This window comes from Methylobacterium phyllosphaerae (genome assembly GCF_001936175.1).
Taxonomy (GTDB): domain Bacteria; phylum Pseudomonadota; class Alphaproteobacteria; order Rhizobiales; family Beijerinckiaceae; genus Methylobacterium; species Methylobacterium fujisawaense.
In genome coordinates this window covers 3,209,949-3,222,976 of the sequence record NZ_CP015367.1, presented here as the reverse complement: position 1 = coordinate 3,222,976, position 13,028 = coordinate 3,209,949, and the positions used below count along the sequence as shown (strand labels likewise).

9 protein-coding genes are annotated in these 13,028 nt (G+C 70.1%); 8 read left to right on the top strand and 1 reads right to left on the bottom strand.

Going from position 1 to position 13,028, the window contains the following annotated elements; all coding sequences use genetic code 11:
• Nucleotides 1–45: 45 nt before the first annotated feature.
• Nucleotides 46–1,464 (bottom strand): TAXI family TRAP transporter solute-binding subunit, encoded by a 1,419-nt coding sequence (locus MCBMB27_RS14630; RefSeq protein WP_043349228.1) that lies wholly within the window; start codon nucleotides 1,462–1,464, stop codon nucleotides 46–48.
• A gap of 224 nt (nucleotides 1,465–1,688) precedes the next feature.
• Between MCBMB27_RS14630 and MCBMB27_RS14625 the strand changes: the two genes are divergently transcribed.
• The 8 genes from MCBMB27_RS14625 (at nucleotide 1,689) to MCBMB27_RS14590 (ending at nucleotide 12,856) form a co-directional block, all read left to right on the top strand.
• Nucleotides 1,689–2,216, top strand: a complete 528-nt coding sequence (locus tag MCBMB27_RS14625; protein ID WP_075380747.1) for a regulatory protein RecX — start codon at nucleotides 1,689–1,691, stop codon at nucleotides 2,214–2,216.
• Nucleotides 2,217–2,292: 76 nt separating this feature from the next.
• On the top strand, nucleotides 2,293–3,504 hold the full coding sequence (locus MCBMB27_RS14620) for a putative DNA modification/repair radical SAM protein (protein ID WP_043381242.1): 1,212 nt from the start codon (nucleotides 2,293–2,295) through the stop codon (nucleotides 3,502–3,504).
• 17 nt (nucleotides 3,505–3,521) lie between these two features.
• Nucleotides 3,522–4,985, top strand: coding sequence for a UdgX family uracil-DNA binding protein (locus MCBMB27_RS14615; protein WP_075380746.1), 1,464 nt, complete (start codon nucleotides 3,522–3,524; stop codon nucleotides 4,983–4,985).
• A gap of 60 nt (nucleotides 4,986–5,045) precedes the next feature.
• On the top strand, nucleotides 5,046–5,342 hold the full coding sequence (locus MCBMB27_RS14610) for a nucleotidyltransferase family protein (protein WP_043356924.1): 297 nt from the start codon (nucleotides 5,046–5,048) through the stop codon (nucleotides 5,340–5,342).
• Nucleotides 5,323–5,682, top strand: a complete 360-nt coding sequence (locus MCBMB27_RS14605) for a HepT-like ribonuclease domain-containing protein (protein ID WP_043381062.1) — start codon at nucleotides 5,323–5,325, stop codon at nucleotides 5,680–5,682. The genes MCBMB27_RS14610 and MCBMB27_RS14605 overlap by 20 nt, the downstream gene beginning before the upstream one ends.
• A gap of 22 nt (nucleotides 5,683–5,704) precedes the next feature.
• Nucleotides 5,705–8,851, top strand: a complete 3,147-nt coding sequence (gene polA / locus MCBMB27_RS14600; protein WP_075380745.1) for a DNA polymerase I — start codon at nucleotides 5,705–5,707, stop codon at nucleotides 8,849–8,851.
• An 890-nt stretch (nucleotides 8,852–9,741) separates the two neighbouring features.
• Complete coding sequence (locus tag MCBMB27_RS14595; protein WP_075380744.1) at nucleotides 9,742–11,829, top strand: hybrid sensor histidine kinase/response regulator; 2,088 nt, start codon at nucleotides 9,742–9,744, stop codon at nucleotides 11,827–11,829.
• A gap of 55 nt (nucleotides 11,830–11,884) precedes the next feature.
• Nucleotides 11,885–12,856: an NADPH:quinone oxidoreductase family protein gene (locus tag MCBMB27_RS14590; protein WP_043381055.1), complete on the top strand. Its 972-nt coding sequence runs from the start codon at nucleotides 11,885–11,887 to the stop codon at nucleotides 12,854–12,856.
• Nucleotides 12,857–13,028: the final 172 nt, after the last annotated feature.

Sequence of the window (13,028 nt, the reverse complement as noted above, 5' to 3'; positions counted from 1 at the left end):
CCGTTAGCATGATATCCCGACACCGCCAGCCACGCGGCCCCGCCGCTATTCCGCAGCCGGCAGGTCGAGGGCGAGCAGCCGCGCCGTGCGGGTGCGGGTCGCCGCCCGGGGCTCCGCCTCGCTCGCCTGCCGCCGCGCGTCCGCGATCGCCGCATGGACGCCGTCCACCGCCAGGATCAGCGCGCTGACCGTCCGCGCATCGATGCTGCGTTCACGGGCGTAACAGACGACGTCCGCCACCAGCCCGTCGGTCTCGATCGCGATCGCATCGAGTTCGGCGGCGCTGGTCGCCGCCCGCACCTCGCGCATGATGTCGAGGAGCCGGTCGAGGACGAAGTCCACGCGCTCCCGGCGCTTGCGGGCGAGGCGCTGGCCGATCCAGGCGATGCCGGACCCGATCGTGCCGCCGAAGAAAGCGAACAGGTAGATGTAATCCTCGTAGCGATCGAGGAAGGTCTGCTGCTCGCGCTCGAAATAGTCGACGGCGCCGGGGTGGTTCGGCAGGCGCGCCGAGGTCGCCGCGACGGTGGTGTCGAAGTCCGGCGCCTTCATCAGCTTGGCCACCGGCGCCGCCGAGGCCAGACGCGAGCGCCACTCGAACAGGTGCTGCGTTGCCGAGGCGACCGCGACCCGGCTGACCGTGCCCCGCGCCATCAGGCGGTAGGAGGCGCCGACGGTCTTGATCTCCTCGTCGGGGCGCTTCGGCCGGCCGCCGAAGGTGCCGGCCGGAATCGTGACCGCTTGCAATTCGGGGAAGCGCTGCAGGATCGCGTCGCCGTCCGGGATCGAGACGAAGCCGACCTTCCGCTCCGGCGAGCCCAGCTCGACGGCGCGGACCACGGAAGCCGCGGGCTTGGAGGCGGGGCTCGCGATCACCGCCACCGCATCGACGCGTTTGTCGGCGAGGGCTGCGGTCACCTCGCCGATCTTGAGCGGCACCACGGTGACATGACCGGGCTCCGCCTCGGCGGCAGGGCTGGCCTCCGGCGCGTCCGCGCCCGCATTGTCCGGCACGAGGTCGTAGAAGGAGAGCAGGTTCGTCAGGAAGGACAGGTCGGCGCTGTGCCGGACCACGATGCCGAGCCGCTTGCGCGCGAGCGCGGGGATGTCGTCGATATCGGCCGCCTCCGGCGCCGCGATGACCAGGGCCTCGTCGTGCAGGATCGCGAGGGTCAACCCGTTCTCGGGCAGGAACACGTCCGGCCGGACCACGGCGAGGTCGGCCTTGTTCCGCTGAAGCGCGAGGGCGCTGTCGCGCACGTCGCCGTAGCGCACGACCTTGAGCCGGACATCCTCGCGTGCCCGGTCGAGGGCGCTGGCATAGGCTTCGATCAGCGCGGCCTCGGGGCCGTCCTGCGGGCCGACCGCCACCGTCAGGGTATTCGGGCGCGACAGATAGACGATTGCGGCCGCGGCCGCAGCGAGCCCCAGGGCAACGAGGACCAGGAGCCATTCACGCCGCATCAGGATAGCTGCCGCACGTGGCAGCCGACGGTTCCGTCGACCCTGCGGATCGCCTGACGAAGAACGGTGGTTCGGGCCATGGCCGAGCCTGTCGCGTTGCGCGCGTTCCATGCCCGAGTCATGGAACGCAAACCTGTCGAGATCGTGAAGAACCGGTGAAATCTCCATTCGTTGCAGGATCCGCGCCAGAAGGTCGCGACCGCGAGATCAAGCCGCCCGGCCCTGTGAGCCCGGCGTGGCTGGAGCGGGCGGCGCTCCATTATCTGGAGCGCTACAGCGCCTCGACCGAGATGCTGCGCCGGACCCTTGCGCGCCGCGTCCAGAAGCGGGCCCGCGCCCGGGGCGAGGATCCCGCGCTCTTCACCGACCTCGTGACGACGACCGTCGCACGGGCGGTGTCAGCCGGCCTCGTGGACGACGCGCGCTTCGCCGACACCCGCCTCGCCACCCTGCGCCGCCGCGGCACGTCGAGCCGCGGCGTCTCGGCCAAGCTCGCCGCCAAGGGCGTTCCGCGCGATGTCGTCGAGGCCGCGATGCTGGCGGAGCGCGACGCCCTGCCGGACGGTGAGGCGGAGGCGATCGAGGACCAGGCCGCGCGGGCCTATGCCAAGCGGCGGCGCCTCGGACCGTATCGCCGCCCGGATCAGCGGGCGGCGCACCGCGACCGGGACCTCGCCGCCCTGGCCCGGGCCGGCTTCGCCTACGACCTCGCCCGCCGGGTGGTCGATCTGGAGCCCGACGACATGGTGTGACGGGTGCGGCATCGCGGCCCGGGGTGAAAGGCGGGGCGGCCTTGCACCTTTGGCCGGGTTGTTCATTGTCTGTTCGATGGACGAAACCCTGGCCAAGAAGCTGCGCATCCTCGCGGATGCCGCCAAGTACGACGCCTCCTGCGCCTCCTCGGCCGCGCCGAAGCGCGCGGCGGGCAAGGACGGGCTCGGGTCGACCACCGGGGCGGGGATCTGCCACGCCTACACGCCGGACGGGCGCTGCGTCTCGCTGCTGAAGATCCTGCTGACCAACTGGTGCCTGTTCGATTGCGCCTACTGCATCAACCGGCGCTCCTCGAACGTGCGGCGGGCCAAGTTCTCCGTCGAGGAGGTCGTGAACCTCACCCTGAACTTCTACCGGCGCAACTACATCGAGGGCCTGTTCCTCTCGTCGGGCATCATCAAGTCGCCGGACCACACCATGGAGCTGCTGACCCGGGTGGCGAAGTCGCTGCGGCGCGACCACGGCTTTGCCGGCTACATCCACCTGAAGTCGATCCCGGAGGCGAGCCCCTGGCTGATCGAGGAGGCCGGTCTCTACGCCGACCGGCTCTCGATCAACGTCGAGCTGCCCACCGAGGCGAGCCTGGAACGCCTCGCCCCGGAGAAGGACGGCGCCGCGATCCAGGGAGCGATGGCCCAGATCGGCGAGCGCATCGTGCAGGCCAAGGCCGAGAAGCGCCGCTTCTCGCCGGCCGGCCACTCGACGCAGGTGATCGTCGGGGCGGACGCCACCACCGACGAGGCGCTGATCCGCAAGAGCGCGCTGCTCTACGGCAGCGTCGGCCTGAAGCGGGTCTATTACTCGGCGTTCAGCCCGATCCCGGACGGGTCCGCGATCCTGCCGCCGAAGCCGCCGCCGCTCCAGCGCGAGCACCGGCTGTACCAGGCCGACTGGCTGCTGCGGTATTACGCATTCACCCCCGATGAGGTGGCCGACGCCTCGGAGGGCGGGATGCTCGCCCTCGACATCGACCCGAAGCTCGCCTGGGCGCTGAAGCACCGGGACAAGTTCCCCGTGGACGTGAACAAGGCCGATCGGGAATGGCTTCTGCGGGTGCCGGGGCTCGGCGCCCGGGCCGTGGACAAGATCGTGAAGGCGCGCCGGCACGCGACCCTGCGCCTCGACGACGTTGCCCGCCTGACCTCGGGCTTGAAGCGGGCCCGGCCGTTCCTCGTCGCCGCCGATCATCGTCCGGTGGGGCTCACCGACCGGCTCGACCTGCGGGCGCGACTGGTCGAGCCGGCGGCGCAACTGAGCCTGTTTTGAGAAAGGCCGCAGACGCGATGCTCCGTTCCCCTGCGAGCGGACACGGGAATGCCGGCGCGCCGCGCGCCATGCTCCTGCGCCCGGGCGCCGATCTCGACGGCTTCCGCACCGCCGTCCGGAGCCTCGTCGCGGAGGGTGTCCCACCCGAGGGGGTGACATGGTCGGAGGCGGACTCCCCCGGCCTGTTCGGCACCGGCGCGGCGCATGCCCTCAGCCCGCCGCTAGCCCTGCCGAAGCCCGTCGCCGCTCTGATCCCGCAGGTGATCCCGCACCGCGATCCGGAACGCTATGGGCTGCTCTACGCGCTGATCTGGCGCGTCTGCCACGGCGAGCGGCATTTGATGGAGGTCGGCAGCGATCCGCTGGTCCACCGCCTGCACCGTCTGGCCAAGGCGATCGGGCGCGACCTCCACAAGATGCACGCCTTCCTGCGCTTCCGCCGGGCTGAGGGGCCGGGTGGGGAGCGCTACATCGCGTGGTTCGAGCCGGATCACCACATTCTCGAGGCCGCGGCGCCGTTCTTCGTCAATCGCTTCCGCGGGATGCGCTGGTCGATCCTGACGCCGGACGGATCGGCGCATTGGGATACGGAGGCCTTGACCTTCGGACCGCCGGGCGACCGCGCGCAGCTGCCGGAGGGCGACGGGTTCGAGGCCGGCTGGCAGACCTATTACGAGAGCACGTTCAACCCGGCCCGCACCAACCTGAAGGCCATGCGGGCCGAGATGCCCAAGAAGTACTGGCACAACATGCCCGAGACGGCCGCCATCCCCGCCCTCGTCCGCGCGGCGGCCGGGCGCACCGAAGCGATGATCGAGAGGGAGCCGACCATGCCCACACGCCGCGACCCGGCCCGCGCCGTCGCCGCCATGGCCGACCAGGACCCGAAGACCCTGGAGGAGCTGAACGCGATCATCCGAAGGACCGAGCCGCTGGTCGCGGGCGCCACCCAGGCCGTGCTCGGCGAGGGGCCGGTGGGCGCCACGATCGCCTTCGTGGGCGAGCAGCCCGGCGATCAGGAGGATCGGCAGGGCCGACCCTTCGTCGGACCGGCGGGGCAACTGCTCTCCCGCGCCATGGCGGAGGCCGGGATCGACCGTGGGGCGAGCTATCTCACGAATGCGGTCAAGCACTTCAAGTTCGAAGAACGCGGCAAGCGCCGCATCCACCAGAAGCCGACGGCGGGCGAGGTCAGCCATTACCGCTGGTGGCTGGACCGGGAATTGGACTTCGTGGCTCCGAAGCTCGTGGTCGCCCTCGGCGCGACCGCGGTGCTGGCGCTGACCGGCAAGGCCGTCCCGATCACCCGGGCGCGGGGCCCGTTCCGGTTCGACCGGTTCGACAACCGCTTCCAGGGCTTCATCACGGTCCACCCCTCCTACCTGCTGCGCCTGCCCGACGAGGCGAAGGAAGAGGCCTACGCGGCGTTCGTGGACGACCTGCGCCGGGTGGAGGCCCTGGGGCAAGAGCTCGCGGCCTGATCCTCCGACCCCGCGGTTCTGCTATGCTGATGGCCGCCGATTCCCTCCGGTCCCGCCGCCATGGACAAGCAGCTCGCCCTCGACATCCTCCGCACGAACGAAGCGGAACTGCGCCGCCGCGGCGTGCTGCATGCGGCGCTGTTCGGTTCGGTCGCCCGTGGGGACGCCGGGGACGATAGCGACCTCGACGTGCTGATCGACATCGATGCGCCCGTCGTCGGCGGTCTCTTCGGCTATGTCGGGTTGTGCCATTTCATCGATGATCTGTTTCCGATCCGGGTCGACGTGGCGGACCGGGCGGCCCTCAAGGATCGGGTCCGAAAGCACGCAGAGCGCGATGCCGTTTTCGCTTTCTGAGCGCGAGCGGACCGCCTGCGCCGACATCATCGCCAACGCCGAGCGTGCCGCTCGCTTTGTGGCGGGGTTCACGCTCGAGACTTTCGGGGCGGACGAGCGCACGCACTTCGCAGTCATGCGTTGCCTGGAGATCGTCTCGGAGGCGAGCCGCCGATTGAGCGCCGAGACGAAGGACCGGTATGCGGACGTGCCGTGGCGACAGATCGCGGATGCGGGCAACGTCTATCGCCACAGCTATCACCGGGTGACGCTGGACATCGTCTGGCTCACCGTCCACCACGAGTTGCCCGTTCTCGTCGCGGCCTGCCGCGCCGAACTCGCCCGCGCGCCCGATTCCTGATCGCCCCGAGCCGCCTGAGCCCATGACCGACGCGAAGCCCGAAATTAAGTCCGTGGGCCCCGGCGATCAGGTGATCCTGGTCGACGGCTCGTCGTTCATCTTCCGGGCCTATTTCCAGTCGATCAATCAGGACCAGAAGTACAATTCGCGCCCCTCCGACGGGCTGCCCACCGGCGCCGTGCGGCTGTTCTGCACGAAGATCGCGCAGTTCCTGCAGGACGGCGCCGCCGGCACGATGCCGACGCATCTCGGCATCGTCTTCGACAAGTCGGAAGGGTCGTTCCGCAAGGAGATGTTCCCAGACTACAAGGGCCACCGCCCGGACGCGCCCGACGACCTCAAGCGGCAGATGCCCCTGATGCGCGACGCGGTGCGGGCCTTCGGCCTGCATGCGGTGGAGCTGGAACGCTACGAGGCCGACGACCTCATCGCGACCTATACCCGCCAGGCCGAGGCACGGGGCGCGGGCGTCATCATCGTCTCCTCCGACAAGGACCTGATGCAGCTCGTGGGACCGCAGGTGCGGTTCTACGATTTCGAATCCGGTGCAAAGGGCAAGCCGGGCTACCGGCCCGAGCGCAACCTCGATGTCGAGGCGATCATCGCCAAGTGGGAGGGGCTTCAACCCAACCAGATCGGCGACGCGCTGGCGCTGATCGGCGACACCTCCGACAACGTACCGGGCGTCCCCGGCATCGGCTTGAAGACCGCCGCGGCGCTGATCAAGGAGTTCGGCAGCCTCGAGGCGCTGCTGGAGCGGGCGGGCGAGATCAAGCAACCCAAGCGCCGGGAAACCCTGCTCGCCAACGTCGATCAGGCTAAGCTGTCTCGAAAACTCGTGGCGCTGATGGAGGATGTGCCGGTCCCGGTGCCGCTCGACGAACTCGGCGTGCCGAAGCCCGACCCGGAGAAGCTCGTCGGCTTCCTGAAGGCGATGGAGTTCAACACCCTGACGCGCCGCATCGCCCAGATGCTGCACGTCGACCCCGAGGCGGTGAAGCCCGATCCGCGGCTCCTGCCCGGCGCCCGGCCGCACGGCTACGGCAACGGGGCCGGCGGCAGCGACGCGGTGCCATTCTTCGGCGATTCCGTGCCGCCGGATCCCGAGACCGCGGCGGCCGGGGCCGAGCGCCCGCCGGGCGCCGCACCGCCCGAGGGCGGCGCGGTGGACCCCTTCGCGGATCTCGACCTGCCGGACGCGCCCGCCAAGCCCCGGGCCCCCGTCGAGGCGACGCCCGGCAACGTCGTTGCGGCCCGGGCCGCGGAGGCCGTGGCCCCCTTCGACACCGCCGCCTACGAGACCGTCACGTCTCTGGAGCAGCTCGACGCCTGGATCGCCGAGGCCGAGGAGGCCGGTGTGATCGCGGTCGACACCGAGACGGACGCGCTCGACGCCCACAAGGCCGGCCTGGTCGGCGTCTCGCTGGCGGTGTCCACGGGACGGGCCTGCTACATCCCGCTGGCGCACGTGCAGGCCGCCAAGGTGCAGGCCGACGCCACCGACCTGTTCGGCGAAGGGGCCGCGCCCTCCGACGTGGTCGAGCCGGTCCCGGGCCAGATCCCCCTGAAGGATGCCGTCGCCCGACTGAAGCCGCTTCTGGAGAATCCCGGCGTCCTGAAGGTCGGCCAGAACCTCAAATACGATTGGGTCGTGCTCGCCCGCTACGGCGTCGAGGTGGCGCCCTTCGACGACACGATGCTGATCTCCTACGTTCTCGATGCCGGGAAGGGCGGCCACGGCATGGACGAGCTGGCCCGCCGCCATCTCGGCCACCAGCCGATCACGTTCTCGGATGTCGCCGGCACCGGCCGCAACAAGGTGAGCTTCGACCGGGTCGCGATCGACAAGGCCACCGCCTACGCGGCCGAGGATGCGGACGTGACGCTCCGCCTGTGGCGGATGATGAAGCCGCGCCTCGTCGCCGAGCACCGGGTCGCGGTCTACGAGACCCTGGAGCGCCCGCTCCTGCCGGTCATCGCCCGGATGGAGCAGCGCGGCATCCGGGTCGACCGGGACATGCTGAGCCGCCTCTCGGGGGATTTCTCGCAGATCCTCGTGCGCCTGGAGGAGGAAATCCAGGAGGATGCCGGCGAGAAATTCTCGGTGGGCTCGCCGAAGCAGATCGGCGACATCCTGTTCGGGAAGATGGGCCTGCCGGGCGCCAAGAAGACGCCCTCCGGCCAATGGGCCACACCGGCCACGCTCCTCGAAGAACTGGCCCAGGCCGGGCACGAACTGCCCAAAAAGATCCTGGAGTGGCGCCAGCTCTCGAAGCTGAAATCCACCTATACTGACTCGCTCCAGACCCATGCGGATCGCGAGACCGCGCGGGTCCACACCTCGTTTTCGCTGGCGGCGACCACTACGGGTCGGCTGTCCTCCTCCGAGCCGAACCTGCAGAACATCCCGATCCGCACCGAGGAGGGCCGGCGCATCCGCCGCGCCTTCGTGGCCGCGCCCGGCAACCGGCTGATCTCGGCGGATTATTCTCAGATCGAGCTGCGTCTCCTCGCCCACATGGCCGATATCCCGGAACTCCGGAAGGCGTTCGCGGACGGGATCGACATCCACGCGGCCACCGCCTCGGCGATGTTCGGCGTGCCGCTCAAGGACATGACGCCCGACCTGCGGCGCCGGGCGAAGACCATCAATTTCGGCATCATCTACGGCATCTCGGCCTTCGGGCTCGCCGACCGGCTCGGCATCGGCCGCGAGGAGGCTTCAGCGTTCATCAAGCAGTATTTCGAGCAGTTCCCCGGGATCCGCGACTACATCGATTCGACCAAGAAGAGCTGCCGGGACAAGGGCTACGTCACCACCCTGTTCGGCCGGGTATGCCACTATCCGCAGATCCGCTCCAACAACCCGTCCGAGCGCGCCAGCGTCGAGCGGCAGGCGATCAACGCGCCGATCCAGGGCTCGGCCGCCGACATCATCCGCCGGGCCATGACCCGGATGGAAGGGGCTTTGGCCGACGAGAAGCTCGGGGTGCGCATGCTCCTGCAGGTCCACGACGAGCTGGTCTTCGAGGCTGCCGAGGACGAGGTGGAGCGGGCGATCCCGATCATCCGCGGCGTGATGGAGGAAGCACCGGCGCCGGCCCTGACGCTGCGGGTGCCGCTGGTGGTGGAGGCCAACGCGGCGGGGAACTGGCAGGAGGCGCATTAGCGCGGATGGCGGCTGAACCTGGCCGTCCTCGCGACCGGAGCGGAGCGGGCCGGCACGACGCTCATCGATCCGGTGGGCGCGGGTTCAGGACAGGGGCGATGGCGTCGTCCTCGCGCGCCCGGTAGAGCGCCATCGGCTTGGTCGCGTGCGCCCGCTTGAGGGCGTCGTCGCGCCGCACAGCACCGGGCCGGCCCGCAGGGTTTCGACGAAAGGGTGCAACCGGTCGAGGCAGCCGCCTCCGGCGGTCCATTGGACACCGAGATGCGCTGTTCGGTGCGCCTCCGCGGAGGACGAGAATTCGTCAGTTCAGCTCGATCCCGCGTTCCGGGCACGGCGAGATCGCCCTCGGTCAGGCACCCGGGTATCGCTGTCGCTCCAACATGCAGGATGCCCGCCGGGACGGGCAGACTCGTCTGCAGAAGGTCGCTGACGAACGCGAACAGCCGTTCGGCTTCGGCGTGGGCTGCGTCGCTGTCGACTGAAATGCCGGCCGCCGGTTGTGCCGTCTGCCCTGGCCCACGCTCTTGCCCGTGCCCGGGTCAACGTATTTCGGCCGCACGGACTGTCGCCGGTCCAGAGGGCTGTGTTGGAGGCCTGCGCGGAGAGATCAGGTCAACGGATCGCCGCGATCCAGGCCCTGCCGTCCGGCAATCTCAGTCATTCCCGGGCACCCCCGGGCGAGCCCGGAACCCAGAGCCGACGCCAGCCATGCCGGCACGCGGTCGAGGTCTGGATCCTGCTTCGCAGTCCCGGAATGACGGGGCTGTGACCTCGGGCTGTGACCTCGGGCTGGGCTCCGACCACAGGCATCCACAGGGCCGCCCTGGCTTGGAGATGGCGTCGAAGACGGTCATACGCGGTAAGTCCATGACCTGTATCGCTCAGAACTTGTGATCGATCCCCTCTCCTTCCTATCCGGCGGCGGCGAGGCCGCGCGGATGATCCGCGCACGCGACTGGACCGGCCATCCCCTCGGCCCCCCGGGGACCTGGCCGGCGGAATTCCGCGCGGCCCTTTCGCTCGTTCTCAACTCGCCGGAATCGATGATCCTGGCCTGGGGGCCCGATCTCCACTTCTTCTTCAACGACACCTACTTCCCGCTGCTCGGGCCCCGTCTGGCCTGGGCCATGGGCGAGCGGTTCGACGTGGTCTGGGCCGATGCCTGGGATCAGGCCAAGCCGATCATCGACGCGGCCATGGCAGGCAGCCCGGAGCGCTTCATCGATCTGCCCTGGCAGCTCGACACCGACCGGGGCTCCCGGGAGACGTGGTGGACCTTCTCGTACTCGCGGGTCCTCGACGCCGCGGGGCGGGTCACGGGGTTGTTCATCCTCACCAACGAGACCACGGCCCGCGTGCGCGCCGACGCCGCCCTCAAGGAGAGCCAGGGCCGCCTGGAATCCGCCCTCGCGGAGCTGCGCGACCTCAACGCCACCCTGGCCCAGCAGGTCGAGGAACGCACCGCCGATCGCAACGCCCTGTGGACGCTCTCGTCCGACATGATGCTGCGCTGCCTGTTCGACGGCACGATCACCGCGGTGAACCCGGCCTGGACCGAGGTGCTGGGCTGGCGGCCGGACGAGCTGATCGGAACCAAGCTCATCGCCTTCGTCCACCCGGACGATTTCGACCGCACCGTCGAGGGCGCGCAGCAGCTCGCCACGGGATCGAGCCTCGCGCGCTTCGACAACCGCTACCGCCACCGGGACGGCGGATACCGCTGGATCAGCTGGGCGGCCCGGCCGGGGGAGGGGGTGATCAACGCCGTCGGCCGCGATTTCACCGCAGAGCGCGAGCGCGCCGACGCCCTGGCCGCCACCGAGGAGGCCCTGCGGCAATCGCAGAAGATGGAGGCCGTCGGCCAGCTCACCGGCGGGATCGCCCACGACTTCAACAACCTGCTCGCCGGTATCTCCGGATCCCTGGAGCTGATCCAGACCCGCCTCGGCCAGGGTCGCGTCATGGATGTGGACCGCTACATCAATGCCGCGCAGGGAGCGTCCAAGCGGGCCGCGGCCCTGACCCATCGCCTGCTCGCCTTCTCGCGGCGGCAGACCCTCGATCCGAAGCCCACCGACGTGAACCGGCTCGTGGCCGGCATGGAAGAGTTGATCCGGCGGACGGTCGGCCCCGCCGTGATCGTCGAGGTCATGGGCGCGCCCGGTCTCTGGCCGGCCCTGGTCGACCCGCCGCAGCTCGAGAACGCCCTGCTCAACCTGTGCATCAACGCCCGTGACGCCATGCCGGAGGGCGGCCGGATCACGATCGAGACCGCCAATGCCTGGCTCGACGAGCGCGCCGCCCGGCGTCACGACATGCCGCCGGGCCAGTACCTCTCGCTCTGCGTCACCGATACCGGCATCGGCATGCCGCCCGAGATCGTCGGCAAGGTGTTCGAGCCGTTCTTCACCACCAAACCGCTGGGGCAGGGCACCGGCCTCGGCCTGTCGATGATCTACGGCTTCGCCCAGCAATCGGGCGGCCAAGTGCGGATCCATTCCGAGGTCGGCAAGGGCACCACGGTCTGCCTCTACCTGCCCCGCCATCGCGGCGCGGTCGCGGAGGAGGATGCGCATACCGCCGTCGGCGCGCCGCCGCGGGCCGCGCCGGGCGAGACCGTGCTGGTGGTCGACGACGAGCCGACCGTGCGCATGCTGGTCACCGAGGTGCTGGAGGATCTCGGCTACACGGCGATCGAGGCCGCCGACAGCGCGGCCGGCCTCAGGGTGCTGCAATCCGACGTGCGCATCGACCTGCTCGTGTCCGATATCGGGCTTCCGGGCGGCATGAACGGGCGCCAGATGGCCGAGGCCGGCCGGGTGACGCGACCGGGGCTCAAGGTCCTGTTCGTCACCGGCTACGCGGAGAATGCCGTCTTGGGCAACGGCCAGCTCGATGCCGGGATGCAGGTCATCACCAAGCCGTTCGTGGTGGAGGTGCTGGGCGCCCGAATCCGCGAGATGATCGGGACGGCTTGACCGCACGGCCGGTTCGGGCCTCATCGGCGGAGAAACGCCGGGGAGGAGACACGGAATGCGGGCGCTGCTGTGCACTAGGCTCGACGGGCCGGAGCATCTGGAGATCGTGGAGCGCCCCGATCCGGTTCCGGGTCCCGGGCAGGCCCTGGTGCGGATGCGGCTCGCGGCGCTCAACTTCTTCGACACGCTGATCGTGGCTGGGCGCTACCAAGTGAAGCCGGCCCTGCCGTTCTCGCCGGGCGGCGAGGGGGTCGGCGTGGTCGAGGCGCTCGGGCCAGGGGCCTCGGGCGTGGCCGTGGGCGACCGGGTGATCGTCCATGCCGGGCACGGTTGCTGCGCCGAACTCATCGCCCTCGACGCCGCCCGGCTCACGCCGGTGCCGGACGCGGTGCCGGACGAGCAGGCGGCCGGGCTCACCATCACCTACGGCACCTCGCTCCATGCCCTGGCGAACCGTGCCCGCCTGCAGCCCGGCGAATGGCTGGCGGTCCTCGGGGCCTCCGGGGGCGTCGGTCTCGCCGCCGTAGAGCTGGGGCGGCTGATGGGCGCCCGGGTGATCGCCTGCGCCTCCTCGGAGGAAAAGCTCGCCGTCGCCCGCGCCCACGGCGCCGAGGCCGGCCTCGTCTACGATCCCGCGACGCTCAAGGACGAGTTGCGCCGGATCTCCGGGGGCGGGATCGACGTGGTCTACGATGCGGTCGGCGATGCCTACGCGGAGCCGGCCCTGCGGGCGCTCGGCTGGCGCGGCCGGTTCCTCGTCATCGGCTTCGCCGCCGGGGAGATCCCGCGGCTGCCGTTGAACCTGATGCTCCTGAAGGAACTCGACGTGCAGGGCGTCCACTGGGGCGCCTTCCTCGAACGCGAGCCGGAGGCGCATCGGGCCGACCAGCGTCGGCTCCTCGACTGGGTGGCCGAGGGCAAGCTCACCGCGCAGGTCCACGGCGTCTACCCGCTGGCGGACTTCCCGGAGGCCTTCGGCCTGCTGACCCGCCGTGCGGCCGTAGGCAAGGTTCTCCTGCGGCCCTGATCGGGCCGCGGCCGCCCGCCTTCGACTGGATCGGCGCTCGACCCGCGGCACGGCCTTGGCGGGCGACGCGTCATGCGTTCCGCGCTGATCTGCGGCGCAGATCACTTCCGAAGTAGAGGTTGCGAAAAATCTGTCCTTCATCTTCGTGTGCCACGATGCGCCGGTGTCGTCC

Excerpts from the sequence above, each read along its gene's own strand:
- MCBMB27_RS14615 (WP_075380746.1), top strand. The coding sequence starts at position 3,522 with ATGCTCCGTTCCCCTGCGAGCGGACACGGGAATGCCGGCGCGCCGCGC.
- MCBMB27_RS14630 (WP_043349228.1), bottom strand. The coding sequence starts at position 1,464 with ATGCGGCGTGAATGGCTCCTGGTCCTCGTTGCCCTGGGGCTCGCTGCG.
- MCBMB27_RS14610 (WP_043356924.1), top strand. The coding sequence starts at position 5,046 with ATGGACAAGCAGCTCGCCCTCGACATCCTCCGCACGAACGAAGCGGAA.
- MCBMB27_RS14590 (WP_043381055.1), top strand. The coding sequence starts at position 11,885 with ATGCGGGCGCTGCTGTGCACTAGGCTCGACGGGCCGGAGCATCTGGAG.
- MCBMB27_RS14620 (WP_043381242.1), top strand. The coding sequence starts at position 2,293 with ATGGACGAAACCCTGGCCAAGAAGCTGCGCATCCTCGCGGATGCCGCC.
- polA (WP_075380745.1), top strand. The coding sequence starts at position 5,705 with ATGACCGACGCGAAGCCCGAAATTAAGTCCGTGGGCCCCGGCGATCAG.
- MCBMB27_RS14605 (WP_043381062.1), top strand. The coding sequence starts at position 5,323 with ATGCCGTTTTCGCTTTCTGAGCGCGAGCGGACCGCCTGCGCCGACATC.